Source organism: Kitasatospora sp. NPDC087314 (assembly GCF_044744365.1).
GTDB lineage: Bacteria > Actinomycetota > Actinomycetes > Streptomycetales > Streptomycetaceae > Kitasatospora.
Genome location: NZ_JBIUYE010000015.1, coordinates 59,137 through 81,012 on the forward strand (window position 1 = coordinate 59,137; position 21,876 = coordinate 81,012).

The following is a 21,876-nucleotide window of genomic DNA, read 5'->3' on the forward strand; positions in this document are numbered from 1 at the left end:
TCCTTCACTTGCCGCACACGCGTCCGCCGTCGTACTGGATGAACCCGCGAACGAACGCGCGCGTTCCCGCGCGCCCCCGGCGCCCGCCCGCGCCCGTGCCCCGGCGCACGCAGGTTCTCCCCACAAACGATGCCGAATCGCTATCACTCCAGCTCCCGATCGACCCGGGACACTGGGAAGGTGTCAGCCATGCACCTGACCAACAGCTCGCCCTCCATCACTGCGCGTCACCGCCGCCTTCTGCGGGATTCGGCGCTCGCGGTGGTCTGTGCCGCGCTGTTCGGCCTCCTGGCCGCACTGGTGACCCGGCACTGGCGCCCGCTGGAACAGCTCGACCAGAGCTGGATCGGCGAACTGCACACCTTCGCCCGGCAGCACCGGATCTGGACCGCCTCGGTGCAGACGCTCTCCGACATCGGCGGCACGGTCACGATGCGTACACTGCTCGGCATCGCGGCCGTCTGGCTCTGGCTGATCGGCGCCCGGGTGCTGGCCGGCTGGGTGGCCGCCCAGACCCTGGTCGGCTGGGGCGCTCTGTGGGCGCTGAAGCTGGCCATCGGCCGCCAGCGCCCCTCCTTCACCGACCCGGTCTCGCACGCCGGCGGCCCGGCCTTCCCCTCCGGGCACGCCATGGCCTCGGCGATCACCTGCGCGGTGCTGGTCGGCCTGGTCTGGTACCGGGTCCACCGACGCGGCCGGATCGCCGCCTGCGCGGTGGCCACGGCGACGGTGCTGACCATCGGTTGGACCCGGATCGCCCTCGGGGTCCACTGGCCGAGCGACGTGCTCGCCGGCTGGCTGGCCGCCGGGATGGTGCTGGGCGCCGTCACCGCCGTCGTCGAACTCTGGCGGCCGGGCGCGCTGGCCCGTGACGTACGGCGGGTCAACTGGCGCACCAGGCCCAGGGTTCAGCGGATCACCGTGCCGTCCGTCCGGTCGTCGCGCGGCACCGATCCGCTGGGCGACACCGCCACCGACCACCCGGACGAGGCCGTCCACTGAGGTCCTCCGCGGCCGCCGGGAGCCGTCCGATAGCGTGACGGCCATGCCTCTCACCACGGTTCCCGCCGCTGCCCGTTACCCCGAGCGCCCGCTGCGGATCGCCACCGTCCAGGCCCAGGCCGTGGCCGGCGACGTGGCCGCCAACGCCGCCCAGGCCGCAGAGTTGATCCGTGAGGCCGCCGAGGCCGACGCCCGCCTGGTGCTGTTCGCCGAGAAGTTCCTCTCCGGCTACGAGCCCGAGCTGATCCGCACCGACCCGCTCAAGTGCGCCGTCCAGCCCGGCGATCCGCGCCTGGCACCGATCGCCGAGGCCTGCCGCGAGACCGGCACCGCCGCGATCGTCGGCGCCGCCGTCCAGGACGGCGACGACCTGCGCGTCTCCGCCCTCGTCCTCGGCCCGGACGGCGGCCTCGTCACCCGCTACGACAAGCAGTACCTGTTCAAGACCGAACGCGCCTACTACCGCCCCGGGACGGCCGGTTGCACCCTGGAGCTGGACGGCTGGCGGCTCGGCCTCGGTATCTGCTACGACTCGGGTTTCCCCGAGCACGCCCGCGCCGCCGCACTCGACGGCTGCCACGCCTACCTGGTCGGCGCGCTGTTCAGCACGGGCCACGGCCACCACGAGTCCCGCACCTGGTTCCCGGCCCGCGCGCTCGACAACACCCTCTACACGGTGCTCGCCAACCACATCGGCCACACCGGCGGTTGGCACACCTGTGGCGGCAGCGCGGTGTGGGCCCCGGACGGACGCCTGCTCGCCGAGGCGGGCGAGGACCGGCGCGAACTCGTCGTCGTCGACCTCGACCCGGCCGTGCTGCGCACCGCCCGGGAGACCGAGACCCTGCTCGCCGACCTGGCCGAGGCCGGCGCCCGCCCGGTCGCCCCGCGCACGCGCTTCACCCTGGGCTGAACCATTCGACCTCCGGCCCGGCCGCCCCGTCCACGGACCCGCCCGCGCAGGCGGCGTCCCCACGGCCGGGGCCGGTGGGCCGGATCTCGGCCGCCTACCAGCGGTGGCACACGGCCCGCGACGCACCGGACCGACCAGGCAGCGGCCGAGCCGCTTGACACCGGAGAAGAGTGGACGGATGAAGGCCCACACACAGCAGACCGACGCCCCCGGATTCCGCCTCGACGCGTATCTCGCGCGCATCGGGCATCCGGGACCGGTCGGTGCCGACCTCGAGACGCTGTGCAGCGTGCACCGGGCCCATGTCATGTCGATCCCGTTCGAGAACCTCGACCCGGTGCGCGGCATCGTGCCGTCCCTGGCCCTCGACGACCTCCAGAAGAAGCTCGTCGAGGACCGCCGGGGCGGCTACTGCTACGAGCAGAACCTCCTGCTGGCCGCCGCCCTGCGGGCGACCGGCCTGACGCTGCGCTACCTGACCGGCCGGGTCGTCCTGGGCACCGGCGATCCCGCGACCCGCCCCCGCACGCACATGGCCCTCCTGGTGGACGTGCCCGGCCGTCCCGCCCCCTACCTCGCCGACGTCGGCTTCGGCGCGATCGGCGCGCTCACCCGGCCCATCCCGCTCACCCCCGACGCGGAGCACTGGGCCGACAACCGCGGCCACCGCCTGCTGCGCACCGGCGACGACCGGGCCGGGCGACTGGAGACCTGGACCCTGCAAGCGCACGGCCCCGACGGCTGGGCCTCCCAGTACGCCTTCACCACCGAACCGGCCGAGCACTCCGACATCACCGTGGCGAACTGGTACATCGCCACCTCCCCCAACTCCCCCTTCCGCAGCCGCATCCAGGTCCAGCGCACCAGCCCCGACGCGCACCGGTCGCTCAGCGGCGAGGAGCTGACCGTGACCCGCGCGGACGGCACCACCGTCACGCGCACCCTCGCCGACGACGAGATCCAGCAGATCCTCGTGGCGGAGATGGGGCTTCCGCACTCAGGGGTGTTGCACGATCCGGCGAGCGGGCGTGCAGGCTCGACGTGATGGCCGGGCGTCCGACTGCGTCGGAGCGTCGGCGGTCCGGCTATCTCGGCGGCCGCGCAAGACCCTTGAGGGGGCCGACCACCCGGAAGCTGCCCACCACGCCGTGGAGCACCGAGATGCCCTCGATGGGCGGCGGGATCACGCCGTCGCTGGACCCGCCCGGCCCGACGGTGGCGATGGGGGCGCCGCTGTCACAGACCGCACCGGGGTAGAGCTCGACGGTGCGGCGGCTGTCGTTGCGGATGTTCAGGCTCTTGGCGCCCAGGCCGCTGATCACGGTGATGCAGTCGCCCGGGTAGGCGGAGTACGACCTCTCGTTGATGCGGACCCTGCCCTGCTCGGGGAACCTTCGGCCCCCGTCACCCCTGCTCTCGTACCCGTCGCCCTTGTCATCCCATCCGAGGATGCCGTCGGAGAGCGCCTCGACCAAAGCGTCCGGCTGCTGTGCCGAAGCCGGTTGAGCCATCGGCCGGGAGGCCGCCGCCGAGGCGTAGGTGATGCCGGTCGCGGCCAGGGCCGCGGCCGCCGCGATGGCCGCGGTGACCGCCGCGGAGCAGGTCATCGTCATGCAACTTCTCCCGTCTCGGAGAGGCCGACCGGGCAGCCGGCGCACGACTGAACGTACTGACCGCCCCCGCGACTTCCATGGCAGACATATCGAATGATTGGCTTCAAAGAGCCGAACGGGGTACCCGCCACACCCGCGTGCCGTCGGACTCGGAGGGGTGGCGAATGACCACGATAGGTGAACCGTGGGCAGGTTGACGGTCCGACTAGCCCTTAAGGGTGATCATCTGACATATCCTCACTCCTTCGGCCCCCGGCGGACCGCTCCCGCACCGGCCCTGCGGCGGATCGCACGCATCGGGCCCGCAGCCGCTCCGGGGAGCGCGAGCTGCGGGCCGGCCGGGAAAAGACCTACCAGGGCCCGGTGACCGGAGCCCTGGCAGCGTCTGCGCATCGTGTTGGATCTATCGGATACTGGTCGGGAGGGCGCCCCGCCCGGTGGCGGGGGCCGGACTGGAGCCCCGAGCTGACCCCTCGGGGCTCCACGTCATTCAGTCGACGCAGCTGGCCAGTCGACTCAGCGGTAGTGCTCGACCACGCGGAAGCTGCCCACGACACCGTCCTTGACCCGGATGCCCTTGGTGTGGTGGACCTTCACGCCGTCGCTGGTGCTGCGCGGCCCGACGGTGGCGATGGGGGCGCCGTTGTCGCAGACCGCACCGCGGAACACCTCGACGGTCTTGTGGCTGTCGTTGCGGATGTTCAGGGTCTTGGCACCCAGGCCGCTGACCACGGTGATGCAGCCGCCCGAGTGCGCGGAGTAGGTCCGCTCGTTGATGTGGATGCGGCCCTCCTCGTGGCGCTTCTCGCCGTGCCCCTCGTTGCGTCCCTCGTTGCGCCCCTCGTTGCCCTTCCCGCCGGCGGCGCCGCCGTCGGCGGGCAGCTCGGCCGGAGCAGCGACCTGCTGCCCACCACCGGCGGGGAGCTGGGCGGGAGCGGCAGCCACCTGGGGAGCGGCAGCCACCTGCCGCACGGAAGCCTGCGGGGCCATCGGCTCGGAGGCAGCCGACGCGTACGTCACGCCGGTCACGGCCAGGGCCGCGACTCCGACGGCGGCGGCGGTGGCGGCAACGCGGTTGATCTTCATGGAACTTCTCCTACATTTCAGGTGATGTGTCGACTGAGCAGCCGACCCGAGATTGAACGTACTTACCGCCCCAATCGGTGTCATTTCGGGCATATCGAAAGAGGGCCAAACGGGGTGCATCGACCCGTCACATCGCCCCCCGGACCGGGCCTCAGCTCCATCAAGTCACGTGAAAAAAAGGCTAGTTGACGAACACTGGGGCCATTAGTGTGATTATCTGACGCGGGCCCATCCCTTTGGCGGCAGGACGCCCGGCGCCGCCGACGCGACGAGACGGGTCGACCCCGTCCACGACCAGGCCGCCGCCGCGCCGGCAGCCACGGAAGCGGCCTTCGAGCGCCGTGTCGCCCGCCCGGCTCGGCCCGGCCCGGCGGGGTCGAGGAGGGCGGGGACCGGTGGGCGCGACCTACGACCGGCGAGGCCGACGGGAGCGCGCCCGCCATCGGGCCGGCCTTGTCGGCCGGGGTGACGAAGCCCGCCGCGCCGCCGGAACCTCGCCGGACGAGGCACGCGGCCGGGCGCACCGTGCCGGGCCGGCCTGATCCACTACGGGGATCACCGACCGTCGGCCCCGGCCTGCGCCGCTCGACCCCGCAGGCCGTCTTCGGCGTGAACACCGCATCGAGGCACGGCGGTTGGGATACCCGGGGCCGATGACACCCAGCCGGGAGACCGACCCCAGGCGCCTCGCGCCCTGCCGCGAGGCAGTGGCGGTCGCTGCGCGGTGCCGGTCAGTGAACATCCGACGCCGGGCTCGTCGCCTCGGCCGCCGCCGCAGAGACCCGGCCGATGCCGTCGGCGCCGACGAGGGTGCCACCGGCCACCGGGGACGGGCAGGTGATCCGCCCGGCGGCGGGTCGTCGGCTCGTGCACGGGCGGCTGCCCCTGCCCGGCCGGCCGCACCGGAGCACGCCGACCTGCCCACGGCGGCCCGACCCCCGCCGAATCCGTGCCGGAAGCCGCAGGGGCCCCTCGCCGACTCCGGCGAGGGGCCCCTGACCTGCGGGTTCTCTGTGCCCCAGGCAGGATTCGAACCTGCGACACCGGCTTTAGGAGAGCCGTGCTCTATCCCCTGAGCTACTGAGGCGGGGCTTGTCCGAAACCCCGCACGGAACCCGCGTGAGCGAGCCGGGCGCAAGGCTGCCGACAAGGCGGCGAGCATCGGGACGGCGGGGAGGTCTGCGTTCGCCCGTTGGGCGTACCGAGACGCCCGCCTGGACGCTCGATCCACAGAGTACCGGATCGGGGATCTGGCGGGCGCTGAGGTTGCGAGGCCGGCCGATCCGGGCCGGTCAGCCGGTGGGCGGTAACGCGGCGAGCTCGTCCATGGGCGGGCGGCCCGACCCCGAGACGCCGGGCGGCTCGGGATCGGTCCGTGCGGGCAGCGGTCGCGCCGCACTCGCCGTTCACCGCGAGTGCGGCCGACGGAGGCCGCGGTCAGCTGCGGGAGACGACCATCTGGGCGCCGCCGTCCTTCATGCCGGCGATGGCGACCTTCTGCCCGCCGAAGGAGGTGTTCCACCATCCCTGCCAACTTCCGGAGGCATAACGGGCGTTGTGGTACACCATGCCATCGTTGCCCACCGCTATGAGCTGCGCGTCACCGTTCGGCATGCCGGTGATCGCGAAGCTCCCGGTCTGGAAGCCCGCCGCGCCGCCGTAGCCGTCCACCACGTTCCAGTCCTGCCAGGAGCCGCTCGCGAACCGGGCGCTGTGGTAGAGCTTCCCGTCACTGCCGGTCGCCAGCAGTTGCGTGTCGCCGTTCGGCATGCCGGCGATCGCGACGTCCTTCGCCTGGAAGGTCGGCGCACCGAAGCCCGCCACGGCGTTCCACCCCTGCCAGGCGCCACTCGCGGAACGGACGTTGTGGTAGACGTTGCCGTCGTAGCCGGTGATCAGCACCTGCAGGCTGCCGTCCGGCAGCCCTGCGGCCGCGATCTTCTGCGCGCCCCAGTCGCCGACCGGCACCCAGCCCTGCCAGGTGCCCGCGGCGTAGCGGGCGTTGTGGTAGATCTTCCCGTCCTTGCCGATCGCCATGAGCTGGGCGTCGCCGTTCGGCATGCCTGCGATCGCCTCGGCCTGGGCCGCGAACCGCGCCGAGCCGGCGTAGCCGTCCAGCGGAGCCCAGCCCGTCCAGGTCCCGTTCGGGTAGCGCGCCGTGTGGTAGAGGTTGCCGTCGGCGCCGGTGGCCAGCGTCTGGGTCGACCCGTCCGGCGTCGCCGTGATCGCATCCTGCGAGCCGTTGAAGAAGGCCGAGCCGGCGTAGCCGTTCAGCGGGCTGAAGGACGTCCAGTTCCCGTCCACCAGGCGCGTCGCGTGGAAGAGGTCGCCGGCCTTGCTCACCGGCGCGGTCGGCGACGGGTACGGGTCGGCGTGGTCGGTGCTCAGGCCGGCGTTGCACGACGGCCAGGCGCCGGCGCCCTGGCCGGCCAGGATCCGCTCCGCCGTCAGGATCTGCTGCTGCTTGGTGGCCTGGTGGGGCAGCGGTGCGTACTGGGTACCGCCGTACGCCTCCCAGGTGTTCTTCATGATCTGCAGGCCTCCGTAGTACGGCCGGCCGGCGTTGTAGTAGCTCCAGTTGCCGCTGCTCTCGCACTGCGCCACCCGGTCCCAGGTGGCCACCGAGGCCGCCTGGGCGGACCCGGCGGCCACCGTGGACAGGCTCAGGGCGGCCAGGGCGGTGATCGTGAGGGCGGCTGCGCGGGGTCGACGGGAGGCGCGGGACATCGAGACCTCTTCTCGGACGGGGTACGGCTCACGCCGGGCGGAGCCGGAGGTGGGAGGCAGGAGGGGGGAGCGGCGGCACAGGGCCGGCCCACCGCGGCAGGGCGGCGGGCCGGCGGGCCGGGGCGGTCAGTTGTAGGTGCCGCCGATGGAGACGGCGTAGTGGTTGCCGCTCACGCCGTTCAGCTGGATCGGGGCCGCCGGGTCCCAGCTGCCGGAGCCGTCGCGGATGGTGTGCATGATCCGGTCGTCGTTGGTGATGAAGACGGCCTGGAACTCGCCGTCGACGTTGGCGGCGCTGACCCGGTTGGCGGTGAACGAGCCGATCACGGGGGCGAGCTCGTTGAACGACTGCCACGAGCCGTTGCCGTAGCGGGCGCCGTGGAACTGCTGGCCGTTGTCGTTCACCACGACGATCTGCGCGTCGGCACCGGTGCCGGCGACCGCCACGTCCTGAGCGGGACCGACGTTCCCGGCGGCGTCGTACACGTTGCCCCAGCCCGACCAGGAACCGCTGGCGGCGCGGATGGTGTGGTAGACCGTGCCGCCCGAGACCGCCACGACCTGGAGTTCACCGTTGACGCTCGCGGCCGAGGCGCTGGTCACGGCGCCGCCCGCCGGGGTGATCTCGCCGAACCGCAGCCAGGTGCCGTTCGCGAGCCGGGCGGTGTGGAAGAGCTTGCCGTCGGCGACGGCGACGACGTGCAGGTCGCCACCGATCGAGACCGCGGAGACCTTGGTGACGTTGCCCAGCCGGTTGGTCTGCGGGCCGATGTCGCTGAAGCGGTCCCAGCTGCCGCCGGCGTGACGGATGGTGTGGTAGATGTTCCCGTCGCCACCGACGGCGAGCAGGTGGGTGTCGCCGTTGATACCGGCGTCCGCGATGGACTGGACGCCGCCGATGTCGCCCGCGACGCTCTCCACGTTCCCGAAGGCGGTCCAGGTCCCGTTGGAGGACCGGGTGGTGTGGAAGACGTTGCCGCCGCCGTTCACCGCGACCTGGGCGCCCCAGCCCACGGCCGCCTGCTTCGGCGGCAGCGGGGCGCTGTCGATGGTCTTGTCGTAGCGGAAGGGCTTGAAGCCGCCGCTGATCAGGGAGCTGCGCGAGTAGTTGATCTTGCGGGCGGTCAGGCCGGGCCGCGGCTCCTCGTAGACCACGGCGGTGTTGTGGCTGCCGTCGGTCCAGCCGGCGAACAGCACGACGTGCGTGGTGATGTTGTCGATCATGTCGCCCGGCTGGAGGTCGTCGAGGCTGCCGAGCTGGGTGGACACGTCGTCAAGGGTGGAGGTGACCCGGCTGGAGCCGAGGTGCCAGGCCATCGAGACCAGACCCGAGCAGTCCTGCCGGTAGGAGCCGTTGCTGTCGCTGTGCCACAGCTGCTGGCTGTACGGCACCGCCTGGTCGACCCAGTTCTGGGCCCGGGCGATGATCTCGTCGCGGCTGATCTGGCCGTTGACCGAGGAGGTTCCGACGGCCTGCGCCGGTGCGGTCAGCGAGACGGTGGAGACGACCGCGCCGAGGGCGAGGGCCCCGGCCAGGGCGACGTTGGTGAGCTTCGAACGGTTGACGGACATGGCGGACCTCCGGAACGGGTGGACGGGGTTGGCGGCTGGGCCCGGCTGCGAGGAACTCGGGGCCCGACGGTGCTGGGCGACGTGCGCGAGGCACGGACTTCCGGTCGGCCGCCCTGCGGGAACGGCCGGCTCGGTGACGCTTCGACGCGTCGTTGCGAGCCGCAGCGCGCGTCCGTCGGCGGTGCCGGGGCGCGGCGCTCGGATCGGCCTGCCCGCGGGAGTGGACCCGGCGGGACGGCTGCCCTGCAGGAGCAGCCGGTCGGCGGGGGCCCGGTACGACCGGGGCGAAGGCGGTGGGGCCGTCAGCCCCGGATCATGTCGCGAGCGGCCGCGGCGGCGGCCGACCGGGCGGGGGCGGCCTGCGCGGCGGCCGTGGCCTGGCCGGCGACGGCGAGGGCGGCGACCGCGATGGCCCTGGCGGTGACGGTGCGGAGCATGGCGGCGTCCTCTACTGCTGCGACGTGGCGGTGGGATCCGGCTGTCGCGTCCCGCGGTGACGCGCTCTCCGGTGCCTCCCGGAGCGGTGCTCCCTGGCGGCGATCACCAGCTTCGTCGCAGCTCAGCGGCAGCGGAAGGGTCCTCAGCTGGCCGAAAGAGGTCCTGGACCGTTCCGGCCAGGAGCACCCGGGACCCCGGCGGACGCTCGGAGGGGGCGAGGGTGGCGGTCCGGGGTGCGGGTGCCGACGGGGGGTCAGGGGAGGTCCAGTAGCCTGCCGGGAAGTGTTCGACCCGCCCTGTCCCGCCGTGCGAAGGAGACGAAGGACCCGATGAGACCTGCTGGGCACCCGGTGGTGCGACTGCTGGGGCAGGTGTGGGTGTGGCCCGCGGTGGTGATGCTGGCGGTGGGCGGGTACCGGCTGGGGACGCCGGAGCTGTGGCGGGACGAGATGGCGACCTGGACGGCGGCCACCCGGTCGCTGGGCGACCTGCTGAGCCTGCTGCAGCACATAGACGCCAGCAACGGCGCGTACTACCTGCTGATGCACGGCTGGACCGCGGTGTTCGGCGACTCCGTGGTGGCGCTGCGAATACCGTCCGTGCTGGCGATGGCGGGGGCGGCCGCGTTCGTGGCGCTGACCGCCGAGCGGCTGTTCGGCAACCGGGTGGCGGCGGTCGGCGCGGGGCTGCTGTTCGCGGTGCCGCCGGAGGTGTCCCGGTACGCGCAGGAGGCGCGCGCGTACGCGCTGGTGACCTGCGCGATCGCGGCGGCCACCTGGTTCCTGCTGCGGGCGCTGGAGCGGCCGACGTGGCGGCGGTGGGCGCCGTACTGCGCGGCGATGGCGGTGGCCGGCGCCGGGCACCTGATCTCGTTCAGCACGGTGGCCGGGCAGGTCCCGCTGGTGCTGCTGCACCTGTGGCGCACGCGCGGGGCGGTGGAGCGGCGGCTGCTGTGGCAGTACCCGGTGGCGGTGGGGGTGGCGGCACTGCCGGTGCTGCCGGTGGTGCTGCTGGGCAGCCGGCAGTCGGACCGACAGCTGGGCTGGATCGATACGCCGTCCCTCTGGGACCTGAGGCACTTCGGCGAGCACCTGTTCGGCTCGGATCAGGCCTTCCACGCCTTCGCCCTGCTGGCGCTGCCGGCGCTGCTGCTGCCGGGTCGGCGGGTGCAGGCCTGGCAGGCGCTGCTGCTCGCGGAGCTGCCGGTGGTGGGCGTGTGGGTGGTGTCGCAGGGCGGCACCTCGTACTTCATAGAGCGGTACCTGCTGTTCACGGTGCCCGCGTGGGCGGTGCTGGCCGGGGGCGGGGTCGGCGCGGTGTACGGCGTGGCGGCGGCCTGGGCGAAACGTTTCCGGGCCTCGGGACGGGCCCGGGCGGCAGCGGGACTGCTGGCGCTGGGGCTGCTCGCCGTCCCGGCCGTGGCGGCGCTGCCGGAGCAGCCCGCGGTGCGCTACGTGGGCTCGCACAACGGCTCGGAGGAGCCGTTCCGGGCGGCGGCCGGGGTGATCGCGGCCGGCTACCGGTCCGGGGACGGGATGGCGGCCCCGCTGGGCAACCAGGCCTGGGCGATGGTGTGGCCGGGCGTCAGCTACTACCTGCCGGCGGACGTCCGCCCGTACCCGGTCTTCGTCGCGCGGAGTGCCGATGACGCGGAGGACCTGTCACCGGCGCCGTGCCCTCAGCCGGAGTCCTGTCTGGGGCAGGGGGAACGGATCTGGCTGCTGGTCCTCGGGGACATCGAGGACCCGCTGACCGCCGTGCCGGAGGAGCAGGCGCAGGCGCTCCGCACGCGGTACGGGACGCCCGACCAGGTGACGCCGCTCGGCGGGCTCACGGTCGCGCTGCTCGACCGCGACAACTGACGCGGGGGCCCGGAGAACGGCGACGGACGGGCCCGGAGAACGACGGAGGGGGAGCCGGGCGAACCGGCTCCCCCTCCGTCGTCGCGGGTTCAGAGCGTGCGGGTCAGCCGGGACTGGATGGACGGCGGGTTCAGGTCGGACTGGAGGGCCACCGGGACCGCCGTCCGGTCCTCGCCCTCGCCCACCCACAGCGTGCCGACCTCCTGGCCGGCCTTCGCGGTGTGGCCGAGCTTCGCCGCGTCCAGGCTGAGCGTGCCGGTGACGCCGGGGAAGCCGGCCACCACGAGGTCCTTGGTCGCGACGACCGGGACCTTGCCGCCGAGACCGTCCTCGACGGAGCCGACGACGTCGCCCTGCTTGGCGAGGGTCTGGCCGGTCAGGCCGTTCTGCGCGGCCTGGATCTGCTTGCCGCTGACCTTCAGCACCGTCGGGAGGATGCCGTCGGCGGGGGCCGAGGAGGTGGCCTGCTGCCCCAGGGTGACACCCAGGATCAGCCGCTTCACACCGCCGATCTCCTTGTAGGCGGCCCACATCAGGCAGCCGCCGGCCGGAGTGCTGGAGCCGGTCTTGACCCCGATGATCCCGGCCTTCGGGTTGATCAGGGTGTTGGTGTTGAAGACCTTCTGGGTGCCGAGGGTGGTGTCCGGGGTGGAGACGATCTGGCGGAAGATCTCGTCCTGCATGACCTGCTCGGCCAGCTTCAGCTGGTCCTTGGCGGTGCTCTTGGTGTCCGCGTTGAAGCCGGCCGGGTCCGCGTACGTGGTGTTGCCCATCCCGAACTTGGTCGCGGTCTCGTTCATCAGCTTGACGAACGCCTCCTCGGAGCCGGAGTGGAAGCGGGCGAGCAGCCGGGCCACGTTGTTGGCCGACGGCAGCATCAGCATCTCCAGCGCCTGGTACTCGGTGAGCACCTGGCCCTCGGTGAGCGGCACCTTCGACTCGTCGACGTTGCCGGACTCCTGCGCGGCCTGCTTGTCGACGGTGATCTTCGGGCCGCTCTCCCCCTTCTTCAGCGGGAACTTCTGCAGGATCAGGTAGGCGTTCATCACCTTGGTGACGCTGGCGATCGAGGCCGGCGTCTCCGGGCCGGAGCTGCCCAGGCTGCCCACGCCGACCACCTCGGCGGCGGACTGGCCCTTGGCCGGCCAGGCGAGGTCGAGCTGGTCACCGCCGAAGCTGAAGCCGCTCGCGGCGGTCAGCCGCACCTTGGCGTCCGGCAGCGGGCGCAGCAGCTGGGCCACCACCGCCGCGCCGAGCACCACGGCCAGGAAGACCGTCCAGATGGTGACCCGCTTGAGCGCGCGGCGCAGCGGCGAGACCGGGCGGGCGTTGAGGGTCGCCAGGACCTCCATCGCCTCGGAGGTGTTCTCCGGCGAGGTCAGCGGCTCCGGGGCGGGCAGCGGCTCGGGCTTCGGCAGCGGCGGGACGGGCGGCACCGGCCGCGGGTCGGGGGTGGGCAGCGGCTCGGGGGCCGGGGCGGGGCCGGGCTCGGGCACGGGGGCCGGCTTCGGCAGCGGCTCCGGGCCCGGCTGCGGCTCGGGTTCGGGGACGGGCTTGGGCGCCGGGTGCGGCTCGGGCACCGGATCCGGGACGGGGGACGGCTCGGGCACCGGGCTCGGCGCCGGGGGCTCGGGAACGGTACCGGCCGCGGGAGCGGCGGGGGCGCGCAGCGGCCTGAGCTTCTCCAGCTTCTCGGACCCGACCGACTTCACCGGCTTCACCGGCGCGGGGTCCTCGGCGGGCGAATCCGCCTCAGCCGGCCCGGCGGACCCGGCGGGGGCGACGGGGGCGGCGGACTCGGTCGCGGCCTCCTTCGGCGCGTCAGTCTTCGGTGCGTCAGTCCCGAGCGCGTCAGCCTCCGGCACATCCGCCCCGGGCTCGTCGGACTCGGGCTCGTCGGACTCGGGCACACCCGCCTCGTGTGCGTCGCCCTCGGCGGGCGCGGACGCCCCCGGCGTGTCGCCCTCGGCCGCGGTCTTCCCACCGGCCGCCGCCGTGCTCCCCGCCGCACCCTTCCCCGCGGCTGCCGCGCCCTCCGCGGCCGTCCGCATGGCGAGACGCGGGTCGGCGCCGACGGGCCGCTCGGGCACCGCGTCCGCGGCGGCGGAAGCCTCCGCGGTCTCCGCGACCTCCCCTTCACCCTCGGAATTCCCGGCAGCGGCGGGCTTCGTCAGCTCCTCGGGCAGCCGCAGCGCGGTGGTCGCACTGTCCACCGGCAGCCGCAGCATCGTGGTCTTGCTGTCCACATCCCGGACACGGAGCTGTACGGTCGAGCCGCGCCTGGCCCCCTTCTCCGGCGCGTCGCCGGGGGCGGCGTCGGCCTCCGGGCCCGCGGTGCCGTCGGGGTCCGCACCGGCACCGGCGGCCGTCCCGGTCCGTTCGCGTTCGCGCTCCTGCGCCCGCTCGCCGTCCCTCAGCACCCTGTCGGGGGACTCGCCCACGTATCCCAGCCTCCTCAACGCCCGGCGGGGCACCGGCAGACCCGATTTCGGGAAGCCGACGCCCCGCCCCGTGTACCTGTACAGTCTCCGCCACCGACGGCCGATCCGGCCGCGCACACCCCGCCCGACCGGCGCTTATTGCCGTCGTACGGCCGCGCTGCGGCCCGTTCACCGGTCAGACGCCCGGCCCACCGCCCCTGGTTCCCCGCCTTCACCGCAAGGTCACGATTCGGAGGCGTACTCGACAAGCCCGTGTGAGAGGCGTCACCCTGTCTCTCATCCACGCGGGGAGGCTTGGATGGGCAAGAGCCGCAGAACTGTTCCCGAGGAACTCTTGCTGCTCGCTTTGGACCCGACCACGGGTACCACGGCGCAGCCGCAGACCCTCGACCTCGGACTCGCCGGGGCGCAGCTCGTCGAGCTGTCCCTGGCCGGACGGATCGTACCGGAGGGAGACCGGATCGCTGTCGTGCTCGCACGGCCGACCGGCGACCCGACTCTGGACCACGCACTGGAACTGCTGCGCCGACGCGGCAGTCCGGTCCGCGCGGCGCACTGGATCGGCGGGCCCCGCCTGGGGCTGCGGCAGACCTACCTGGCGCACCTGGAGCGCTGCGGCATGGTCACGGCCGTGCCGGGCCAGGTGTGCGGGGTGCTGCCGACGACCCGCTACCAGGCGTCGGACGACTGCACCAACGCCGCGATCAAACAGCGGCTGGACACCGCCATCCGCACCGGCGTGCCGCCGGACCCGCGGACGGCGGCACTGGCGGCCCTGGCCCACTCGGTGGGCCTGGGCAAGCACCTGTACCCGGGCAACGAGGGCCGGTCCTCACGGTCGCGGTTGCGCGACCTGATCCGGTACGACCCGCTGGGCGGGATGGTCGCGCACGCCGTGATGGACGTGCAGAACGGCCTGCCGGCGCAGCAGAACCGTTCGCCCCAGGGGTCCGCGACCGGCACCGCCGGCGCCGGCCGCTCCGGCGCCCGTGCGGCGGGCCGGGGTTCCGGGCGGGTCACCGCCTCACGGGTCGGCGTCCGCTGACCGGGGCCGCCCCGGCGCACGGAACGCCGTCCCGAACCCCGTACCGACCGCCGTACGGCACGCACGGCCGGCACGACGCGCACGGCCTGCACGGCACGCCTGGCGACACGCCCGACGGCGCGCGCCACCTCGCTCACGCCGCCCGACGGCGCTGAGCGACCCGACGCACCACCAACGCACCACCCGGCACGACATGCACCACCCGCACCACCAGAAGCACGGAGGGGCGGTCGCCCCGCGACGGAAGTCGCCCGGCGACCGCCCCTCTGCCGTCCCCGAGGACCCGCCGAGGCCCTCCCGGGGAGCCCGGCGGACCCTGTCCTCGCATGTGCCACCGGCACCTGCACCGCCGGGGAGCACACTCACAGCACGTACCGGTACGAGCCGCTGAGCCGCATTACCACCTGGGGACCTTCGGCGTCTCACAGAAGTGCTTTTCCGACGATCTGTTCTACTGCGCTCCTGTGAATCCCTGACGCCGACCTGGCCCAAGATGACATGCTGCTCCAAGTCAGGGGGGTTGGTCCCAATGTCCGAAGTGTTCCGAGGGCTGCCGTTCCAACGATCACCAGAGGTCCGGCCGGAGGTCGACGTGTCCGCCAACATCAATCCCACCGTGCGCCGCCGGCGCCTCGGCTCGGAGCTGCGCAAGCTCCGCGAAGGCCTCGGGATGACCGCGGAGGAGGTGGCCGGCCGGCTGATGGTCTCCCAGTCGAAGATCAGCCGACTGGAGAACGGCCGCCGCAGCATCAGCCAGCGCGACGTGCGCGACCTCTGCGACGTCTACCTCGTGAACGACGAGCAGCTGCGCGCCAGCCTCATGGAGATGGCCAAGGAGTCGCGCCAGCGCGGCTGGTGGCACGACTTCAACGACATGCCGACCCCGTACAGCGTCTACATCGGGCTGGAGGCCGAGGCCTCCTCGATCCGCGCGTACGAGTCCTCGTTCGTCCCGGGCCTGCTGCAGACCGAGCAGTACGCGCAGGCCGTCGTCGAGGGCACCCAGCCGGACACCGACGCGCTCGCCGTGCAGCGCCGGGTGCAGGTCCGGATGAAGCGCCAGGACCGCATCCAGGGCGAGAACCAGCTGGGCAGCCTGTGGACCGTCATAGACGAGGCGGTGCTGCGCCGCGAGGTCGGCAGCCGCGAGGTGATGGCCCAACAGCTGAAGCACATGATGGAGCTGAGCCAGCGGCCGAACATCACCATCCAGGTGATCCCGTTCTCGGCCGGTGCCCACCCCGGTATGACCGGGACATTCTCCCTGCTGGAGTTCCCCGAGTCAGCCGATTCCACGGTTGTCTACTTCGAAGGGGTGACGAGCGATCTCTACCTGGAGAAGGACGCGGACGTGCGCCGCTATACCGGTCTGTACGACTACCTGAGGGCGGCGGCGCTCGGCGTGGCGGAGAGCCGGACACTGATAGCTGAGATTGAAGAGGGATACCACTGATGAGCACCACCTCCGAGCACGGAACCCGCTGGCGCAAGAGCAGCCACAGCGGCGGCAACGGCGCTTGTGTGGAGATCGCCAGGCCGGCCGCCGGGGCGGTGGCGGTACGGGACTCGAAGGACCCTCAGGGACCGCAGCTCCATTTCTCCGCCGAAGCCTGGAACGCGTTCGCGAGCGCCACGGCCGCGGGGGCGTTCGGCGGCCCCTGATCCGGCCCCCCATCAGGCCCCGGCCCGGCCCCTCATCAAGGCCGCGGGACCCCGATCCGACTCCGTGCTCGGTCCGGTTGCCCGTAGCGGTGGCCGTCGCCCTCTCCGGCAGCGGCCGACGCTACGGGCAACTGTCGTTCTCACCGCTCTCGTTCAGCGCACCACCGGGTACCGGCCGGACCAGATCAGCCCCTCCGGGGTCTGCGGGTCGTGCAGTTCGGTGCCGTGCATCAGCTCCAGCACGAAGTCGTCGGCCAGTTCGAGGATCGCGCCGCGCCCCTCCAGCCCGGCCACCAGCCCGGACGGCAGCGCGGTGTCACCGTGCAGCACCCCGAGCAGGTTCCCGCAGATCGCGCCGGTGGAGTCGCTGTCCCCGGAGTGGTTGACCGCGAGCAGCAGGCCCGAGCGCACGTCGTGCGCGACGAGTGCGCAGTAGACCCCGATCGCCAGCGCCTCCTCGGCGACCCAGCCCTCCCCCAGCGCCTCGACCCGGTCGGCGGACGGCTCGCCGGCCCGGACGGCGTCCAGCGCGGCCCGCAGCGCGGCGGTGGTCTCCTCGTGCGCCGGCCGCTCGGAGAGCAGGGCCAGGGCGAGGTGGACGCCCTCCTCCAGGGTGCCGCCGCGGGCCACGCTGTGGACGATCACCGCGAACGCGCCGGCCGCGAGGTAGCCGGTGGGGTGGCCGTGGGTGAGCACCGCGCACTCCACCGCGAGTTGGAACACCAGGCCCGGCTCCCAGGTGGTGAGCAGCCCGAACGGCGCCGCCCGCACCACCGTGCCGCAGGCCTTGGAGTGCGGGTTCTTGGGCCGCTCCAGGGTGCCGAGACGCTCGCCCTCGGCCCCGGAGAGGCCGGACAGGCAGCCCTGGCCGGGGGCGCGCTGGGCGTACAGCCACTCCTCGCGGCCGAGCCAGCCGAGGTCGGGGCGGCGCTCGTCGGGGCCCCAGTCGCGCTGGCTGGCGGCCCAGCGCAGGTAGGCCAGGTGCAGGTCGGTGGGCGGGTGCCAGCTGCCGGTGTCGCGCCGGATGTGGGCGCGTATCAGGCCGTCGACGGTGAACAGGGTGAGCTGGGTGTCGTCGGTGACGGCGCCGGTGCGCCCGTACGCGGGGACGTACCCGGTGACGCCCTGCGGGCCGTGCTGGGCGCGGATCTTCTCCAGCGGCTCGAACTCGACGCCGGCGCCGAGCGCGTCGCCGATGGCACCGCCGAGCAGACAGCCCCGCACCCGGCTGCGGAAGTCCTGCTGCTGGGCGCGTGACCACAGTGGCATCACGACGGGGCGCCTTTCCTCGGGGTAGGGGGCCGCGCGACGCTCGGCCGGTCGCGCGCCCTGGCACTGTATTCGAAGGTTCGAACGTATCGACGGTCCACCTCGAACACCAGCATTTCAACAAACTGTTGCCAACCCCGCCGTCCGGCGCCCCGGGCGGCCACGCCGCCGGGATCAGTCCAGGACCGGCAGCAGCTCCGGCAGGTGCCCGTCCGAGGCCAGCGCCGCCGCCCGGCGCTCGGCCGGCACCTCGCCGTAGGTGGTGGTGCGCTGGCGGTGCGGGCGGCCCGCCGCCTCGGCGATCGCCTGGAGGTCCCGCACCGACTTGTAACTCCCGTACGCCGAACCGGCCATCCGCGAGATGGTCTCCTCCATCAGCGTGCCGCCCAGGTCGTTGGCGCCCGAGCGGAGCATCTCGGCGGCGCCCTCCGCGCCCAGCTTGACCCAGCTGGTCTGGATGTTGGGGATGTGCGGGTGCAGCAGCAGCCGGGCCATCGCGACCACCGCGCGGTTGTCCCGGGCGGTCGGGCCGGGCCGGGCGATACCGGCCAGGTAGACCGGCGCGTTGGTGTGGATGAACGGCAGGGTCACGAACTCGGTGAAGCCACCGGTGCGCTGCTGGATCCCGGCGAGCAGCCGCAGGTGCCCGAGCCAGTGCGCCGGGGTGTCCACGTGCCCGTACATCATCGTGGACGAGGAGCGGATGCCCAGCTCGTGCGCGGTGGTGACCACCTCGACCCAGGTGGCGGCCGGCAGCTTGCCCTTGGTGAGCACCCAGCGGACCTCGTCGTCCAGGATCTCGGCGGCGGTGCCCGGGATGCTGTCCAGGCCGTTCTCCTTGGCCCGCTGGAGCCAGTCGCGGATGGACAGGCCGGTGCGGGTCGCGCCGTTGACCACCTCCATCGGGGAGAAGGCGTGCACGTGGATGCCGGGCACCCGCTCCTTCACCGCGCGGGCGATGTCGAAGTAGGCGGTGCCGGGCAGGTCCGGGTGGATTCCGCCCTGCATGCAGACCTCGGTGGCGCCCACCTCCCAGGCCTGCGCGGCCCGGTCGGCGACCTGCTGCAGCGACAGGGTGTAGGCGTCAGCGTCGGTGCGGCGCTGGGCGAAGGCGCAGAAGCGGCAGCCGGTGTAGCAGACGTTGGTGAAGTTGATGTTCCGGGTGACGCAGTAGGTGACGTCCTCCCCGACGGCGTCCCGGCGGACGTCGTCGGCGATCCGGCAGAGCGCGTCCAGGGCCGGGCCGTCCGCGTGGAACAGCGCCAGCGCCTGGTCGTCGGTCAGCCGCGTCGGGTCGTCGGCGGCCACCGCCAGGGCCTCGCGCAGGTCGCCCGCCAGCCGCTCCGGCGCGCCGGCGGCGAGCACCTGCTCGCGCAGCACCTCCCAGTCGCCGTAGACGTCCTCGAAGTCGGCCCGGCGGTCGCCGGTGCGCCCCTCGGTGTCGATGGTGGCGTGCAGGTCGGTCCGCCCGTACGCGTCGGGCAGGTCCTCGGGCTCCTGCCAGGGCAGGCCGCGGACCACCGCGTCCGGGTTCGCCAGCCCGGTCTGCGGGTCGGCCAGGGCGCGCACGTGCGGCAGCACCCGCGGGTCCAGCCAGGGCTCGCCGCGCCGCACGTACTCGGGGTAGACGGCCAGGCGCTCGCGCAGCTCGAAGCCGGCCGCCGCGGAGCGCTCGGCGAGCCGCTCGATCTGCGGCCACGGGCGCTCGGGGTTGACGTGGTCGGGGGTCAGCGGGGAGACGCCGCCCCAGTCGTCGACCCCGGCCGCGATCAGTCGCCCGTACTCGCCGTCCACCAGGTTCGGCGGCGCCTGCAGGCAGGCGGCCGGGCCCATCAGGTGCCGGGCCACCGCCACGGTGGCGACCAGCTCGTCCAGTTCGGCGTCGGGCATGCCGCGCATCGCCGTGTCCGGCTTGGCACGGAAGTTCTGCAGGATCAGCTCCTGGACGCCGTGGTAGGCCCGGGAGACCTTGCGCAGCGCGAACAGCGACTCGGCGCGCTCCTGGTAGGTCTCGCCGATGCCGATCAGCAGGCCGCTGGTGAACGGGACGGAGCTGCGCCCGGCGTCCTCCAGCACCCGCAGCCGGACGGCCGGCTCCTTGTCCGGCGAGCCGAAGTGCGGGCCGCCGGGCTCGCTCCACAGCCGGGTGGCGGTGGTCTCCAGCATCATGCCCATCGAGGCGGAGACGGGCTTGAGCCGCTGGAAGTCCGTCCAGCTCAGCACCCCGGGGTTGAGGTGCGGGAGCAGGCCGGTCTCCTCCAGGATCCGGATCGACATCGCCCGCACATAGGCGATGGTGTCGTCGTAGCCGTGCGCGTCGAGCCACTCGCGGGCCTCGGGCCAGCGGTCCTCCGGCTTGTCGCCGAGGGTGATCAGGGCTTCCTTGCAGCCGAGTTCGGCGCCGCGCCGGGCGACGTCCAGCACCTCGTCGGGGGACATGAACATCCCGTGGCCGGCCCGGCGCAGCTTGCCGGGGACGGTGACGAAGGTGCAGTAGTGGCACTTGTCTCGGCAGAGCCGGGTGAGCGGGATGAAGACGCTCTTGGAGTAGGTGATGACACCGGGCCGCCCGGCCGCCGCCAGCCCGGCGTCGCGGACCCGGGCGGCGCTGGCACAGAGGTCGCTCAGGTCCTCGCCTCTGGCCTGGAGCAGGACGGCGGCCTCGGTCACGTCGAGGGCGACGCCGTCCCGGGCGCGGCGCAGGGCGCGCCGCATCGCGTTAGCGGTCGGGGGGGTGCTTGCGTCCATGGCGGTTCCGTCCATGGCGCGACCCTACGCCAGGTGTCGTACGTTCGGAGGAGTCAACCCTGAGGCCTTCTCAGGGTCGGTGTACCCGGGAGGTTTACCCCGAACTGGCCCTGCAGGGCGATGACGGGGGCGGCCGGCCGGCCTCTAATGGAGGGGCACAGCCAATCGCTCGTGTTCACAGAGGAGTTGAGGACGCCATGACCATTGACACGGCGGCGGGGGACAACGTGGACGGCGGTGTGCCGTACCGTTCGCGCCGGCGCACCCTGGTACGGGCCGGGGTGCCGCTGGCGGTGGCCGCGGTGATCGCCACCGGGATCGGGCTGGTGCCCGCACTGGCGGCCGACTTCCCGCCCGACCTTCCGACCCTGACGGCCGAGCAGGTGGTGGCCAAGGCGCTCGGCTCCGACGCGCAGAGCCTCTCCGGCACGGTGTCCGTCTCCACCGACCTCGGCCTGCCCAGCCAGCTGCTCGGCGCCGCGGCCGGCGGGCTCGGCGCGGCGGCCGGCCGCGGCGGGGGCCAGGGCGGCGCCTCCTCGGCGGCGGACCCGCAGTCCAAGCTGCTCGGCCTGCTCGGCGGCGACCAGACCCTGCGGGTCGCGGTGGACGGCCCGGACCGCCAGCGGGTGGACCTGCTGGAGAACATGGCCGGCTACACCGTCGTCCACAACGGCGACCAGGCCTGGGCCTGGGACAGCTCGACCAACACCGCCGTGCGCCTGACCGGCCCGGCGGCGGCCGCCGCCCAGCACACCGGCAAGCACCCGGGCGCTCCGCTGACCGGGGTACCGACGACCCCGCAGGAGGCCGCCCGGCAGTTCCTGGACGCGAGCGCGGGCACCACCTCGGTCACCGTGGCGGGCACCGCCAACGTGGCCGGGCAGAAGGCGTACCAGCTGAGCGTCAAGCCCACCCAGTCCGGTTCGACCGTCGCCGAGGTCCGGATCGCGGTCGCCGCCGACAACGGAGTGCCGCTCTCGGTCGTGGTCAAGGGCGTCGACGGTTCCACCGTCCTGGACGTGCACTTCACCGACGTGTCCTTCGCCAAGCCGGCCGGCAAGACCTTCGACTTCACCGTGCCCAAGGGCGCCAAGGTGACGGAGCAGAAGGCGGACGGCGCCGCGGGACGGCACGACGCGGCGGGGCAGGACGCGGCCGGCCAGGGCGCACCGGGCAAGGGCCAGGCGGGCAAGGGCGCGGACGGCCAGGACCACGGCGGCGTGAACGTGATCGGCGAGGGCTGGACGACCGTGGTCTCGGCGCAGCTGCCCGCCGGCACCGTCAGCGCACCGCAGGACGGCGGGAAGAGCGGCAAGCACGGTGGCCGGGGCCAGGCGCTGAACCCGCAGGCGCTGCTGAAGTCGCTCGGCAAGCCGGTCGGCGGCGGCACGCTGATCAGCACCAAGGTGGTGAACGTCCTGGTCACCGACGACGGACGGGTCTTCGCCGGCGCGGTGACCCTGCCGGTGCTGCAGCACGCCGCCGGGGTGAACTGACG

16 protein-coding genes and 1 tRNA gene are annotated in these 21,876 nt (G+C 73.2%); 8 read left to right on the forward strand and 9 right to left on the reverse strand.

The genetic code is table 11. From position 1 onward, the window contains the following. The first annotated feature begins 189 nt into the window (after positions 1 to 189). The 3 genes from ACIO5E_RS29770 to ACIO5E_RS29780 all read left to right on the forward strand — a co-directional run bounded on the left by ACIO5E_RS29770 (position 190) and on the right by ACIO5E_RS29780 (position 2,960). The gene (locus ACIO5E_RS29770; RefSeq protein ID WP_400673703.1) at positions 190 to 1,002 is read left to right on the forward strand and encodes a phosphatase PAP2 family protein; all 813 of its coding nucleotides are present in this window, start codon (positions 190 to 192) and stop codon (positions 1,000 to 1,002) included. Between the two features lie 43 nt (positions 1,003 to 1,045). Further along, positions 1,046 to 1,915, forward strand: coding sequence for a carbon-nitrogen hydrolase family protein (locus tag ACIO5E_RS29775; RefSeq protein ID WP_400673706.1), 870 nt, complete (start codon positions 1,046 to 1,048; stop codon positions 1,913 to 1,915). A 178-nt stretch (positions 1,916 to 2,093) separates the two neighbouring features. Next, positions 2,094 to 2,960, forward strand: coding sequence for an arylamine N-acetyltransferase (locus ACIO5E_RS29780; RefSeq protein WP_400673709.1), 867 nt, complete (start codon positions 2,094 to 2,096; stop codon positions 2,958 to 2,960). Positions 2,961 to 3,000: 40 nt separating this feature from the next. Here the strand turns inward: ACIO5E_RS29780 and ACIO5E_RS29785 are convergent, their stop codons facing one another. The 6 genes from ACIO5E_RS29785 to ACIO5E_RS29810 all read right to left on the reverse strand — a co-directional run bounded on the left by ACIO5E_RS29785 (position 3,001) and on the right by ACIO5E_RS29810 (position 9,350). Beyond that, on the reverse strand, positions 3,001 to 3,528 hold the full coding sequence (locus tag ACIO5E_RS29785) for a hypothetical protein (RefSeq protein ID WP_400673712.1): 528 nt from the start codon (positions 3,526 to 3,528) through the stop codon (positions 3,001 to 3,003). A gap of 516 nt (positions 3,529 to 4,044) precedes the next feature. Beyond that, positions 4,045 to 4,614 (reverse strand): hypothetical protein, encoded by a 570-nt coding sequence (locus ACIO5E_RS29790; RefSeq protein ID WP_400673714.1) that lies wholly within the window; start codon positions 4,612 to 4,614, stop codon positions 4,045 to 4,047. A gap of 1,014 nt (positions 4,615 to 5,628) precedes the next feature. Further along, positions 5,629 to 5,701, reverse strand: a tRNA-Arg gene (locus tag ACIO5E_RS29795). A gap of 350 nt (positions 5,702 to 6,051) precedes the next feature. Then, positions 6,052 to 7,341 carry a transglycosylase family protein gene (locus ACIO5E_RS29800; RefSeq protein ID WP_400673717.1) on the reverse strand — a complete coding sequence of 430 codons (1,290 nt, stop codon included), beginning with the start codon at positions 7,339 to 7,341 and terminating at the stop codon, positions 6,052 to 6,054. Positions 7,342 to 7,467: 126 nt separating this feature from the next. Beyond that, complete coding sequence (locus tag ACIO5E_RS29805; protein WP_400673720.1) at positions 7,468 to 8,913, reverse strand: hypothetical protein; 1,446 nt, start codon at positions 8,911 to 8,913, stop codon at positions 7,468 to 7,470. A gap of 302 nt (positions 8,914 to 9,215) precedes the next feature. Continuing rightward, the gene (locus ACIO5E_RS29810) at positions 9,216 to 9,350 is read right to left on the reverse strand and encodes a hypothetical protein (protein ID WP_400673722.1); all 135 of its coding nucleotides are present in this window, start codon (positions 9,348 to 9,350) and stop codon (positions 9,216 to 9,218) included. Between the two features lie 330 nt (positions 9,351 to 9,680). On the opposite strand from ACIO5E_RS29810, the gene ACIO5E_RS29815 reads away from it, so the two are divergent. Next, the gene (locus ACIO5E_RS29815) at positions 9,681 to 11,213 is read left to right on the forward strand and encodes a glycosyltransferase family 39 protein (protein ID WP_400673725.1); all 1,533 of its coding nucleotides are present in this window, start codon (positions 9,681 to 9,683) and stop codon (positions 11,211 to 11,213) included. 89 nt (positions 11,214 to 11,302) lie between these two features. Here ACIO5E_RS29815 and ACIO5E_RS29820 read toward each other — a convergent pair whose 3' ends face one another. Then, the gene (locus tag ACIO5E_RS29820; protein ID WP_400673728.1) at positions 11,303 to 13,654 is read right to left on the reverse strand and encodes a hypothetical protein; all 2,352 of its coding nucleotides are present in this window, start codon (positions 13,652 to 13,654) and stop codon (positions 11,303 to 11,305) included. A gap of 298 nt (positions 13,655 to 13,952) precedes the next feature. On the opposite strand from ACIO5E_RS29820, the gene ACIO5E_RS29825 reads away from it, so the two are divergent. The 3 genes from ACIO5E_RS29825 to ACIO5E_RS29835 all read left to right on the forward strand — a co-directional run bounded on the left by ACIO5E_RS29825 (position 13,953) and on the right by ACIO5E_RS29835 (position 16,361). Beyond that, a complete protein-coding gene (locus ACIO5E_RS29825) occupies positions 13,953 to 14,699 on the forward strand; it encodes a GPP34 family phosphoprotein (RefSeq protein ID WP_400673730.1) in 747 nt (248 codons plus the stop codon). A gap of 592 nt (positions 14,700 to 15,291) precedes the next feature. After that, positions 15,292 to 16,152, forward strand: coding sequence for a helix-turn-helix transcriptional regulator (locus ACIO5E_RS29830; RefSeq protein WP_280678519.1), 861 nt, complete (start codon positions 15,292 to 15,294; stop codon positions 16,150 to 16,152). Next, positions 16,152 to 16,361: a DUF397 domain-containing protein gene (locus tag ACIO5E_RS29835; protein ID WP_400673733.1), complete on the forward strand. Its 210-nt coding sequence runs from the start codon at positions 16,152 to 16,154 to the stop codon at positions 16,359 to 16,361. The genes ACIO5E_RS29830 and ACIO5E_RS29835 overlap by 1 nt, the downstream gene beginning before the upstream one ends. A gap of 153 nt (positions 16,362 to 16,514) precedes the next feature. Here ACIO5E_RS29835 and ACIO5E_RS29840 read toward each other — a convergent pair whose 3' ends face one another. Further along, positions 16,515 to 17,630 (reverse strand): ADP-ribosylglycohydrolase family protein, encoded by a 1,116-nt coding sequence (locus ACIO5E_RS29840; RefSeq protein WP_400673735.1) that lies wholly within the window; start codon positions 17,628 to 17,630, stop codon positions 16,515 to 16,517. A 174-nt stretch (positions 17,631 to 17,804) separates the two neighbouring features. Next, positions 17,805 to 20,378, reverse strand: a complete 2,574-nt coding sequence (locus ACIO5E_RS29845) for a bifunctional FO biosynthesis protein CofGH (protein WP_400673738.1) — start codon at positions 20,376 to 20,378, stop codon at positions 17,805 to 17,807. Positions 20,379 to 20,575: 197 nt separating this feature from the next. Between ACIO5E_RS29845 and ACIO5E_RS29850 the strand changes: the two genes are divergently transcribed. Then, positions 20,576 to 21,874, forward strand: a complete 1,299-nt coding sequence (locus tag ACIO5E_RS29850; RefSeq protein WP_400673740.1) for an outer membrane lipoprotein carrier protein LolA — start codon at positions 20,576 to 20,578, stop codon at positions 21,872 to 21,874. Positions 21,875 to 21,876: the final 2 nt, after the last annotated feature.

Bases quoted from the DNA above. Each gene is read 5' to 3' on its own strand.
- ACIO5E_RS29815 (WP_400673725.1), top strand. From the start codon at position 9,681: ATGAGACCTGCTGGGCACCCGGTGGTGCGACTGCTGGGGCAGGTGTGG.
- ACIO5E_RS29790 (WP_400673714.1), bottom strand. From the start codon at position 4,614: ATGAAGATCAACCGCGTTGCCGCCACCGCCGCCGCCGTCGGAGTCGCG.
- ACIO5E_RS29845 (WP_400673738.1), bottom strand. From the start codon at position 20,378: ATGGACGCAAGCACCCCCCCGACCGCTAACGCGATGCGGCGCGCCCTG.
- ACIO5E_RS29785 (WP_400673712.1), bottom strand. From the start codon at position 3,528: ATGACGATGACCTGCTCCGCGGCGGTCACCGCGGCCATCGCGGCGGCC.
- ACIO5E_RS29775 (WP_400673706.1), top strand. From the start codon at position 1,046: ATGCCTCTCACCACGGTTCCCGCCGCTGCCCGTTACCCCGAGCGCCCG.
- ACIO5E_RS29850 (WP_400673740.1), top strand. From the start codon at position 20,576: ATGACCATTGACACGGCGGCGGGGGACAACGTGGACGGCGGTGTGCCG.
- ACIO5E_RS29825 (WP_400673730.1), top strand. From the start codon at position 13,953: ATGGGCAAGAGCCGCAGAACTGTTCCCGAGGAACTCTTGCTGCTCGCT.
- ACIO5E_RS29800 (WP_400673717.1), bottom strand. From the start codon at position 7,341: ATGTCCCGCGCCTCCCGTCGACCCCGCGCAGCCGCCCTCACGATCACC.
- ACIO5E_RS29840 (WP_400673735.1), bottom strand. From the start codon at position 17,630: ATGCCACTGTGGTCACGCGCCCAGCAGCAGGACTTCCGCAGCCGGGTG.
- ACIO5E_RS29770 (WP_400673703.1), top strand. From the start codon at position 190: ATGCACCTGACCAACAGCTCGCCCTCCATCACTGCGCGTCACCGCCGC.
- ACIO5E_RS29805 (WP_400673720.1), bottom strand. From the start codon at position 8,913: ATGTCCGTCAACCGTTCGAAGCTCACCAACGTCGCCCTGGCCGGGGCC.
- ACIO5E_RS29810 (WP_400673722.1), bottom strand. From the start codon at position 9,350: ATGCTCCGCACCGTCACCGCCAGGGCCATCGCGGTCGCCGCCCTCGCC.
- ACIO5E_RS29835 (WP_400673733.1), top strand. From the start codon at position 16,152: ATGAGCACCACCTCCGAGCACGGAACCCGCTGGCGCAAGAGCAGCCAC.
- ACIO5E_RS29780 (WP_400673709.1), top strand. From the start codon at position 2,094: ATGAAGGCCCACACACAGCAGACCGACGCCCCCGGATTCCGCCTCGAC.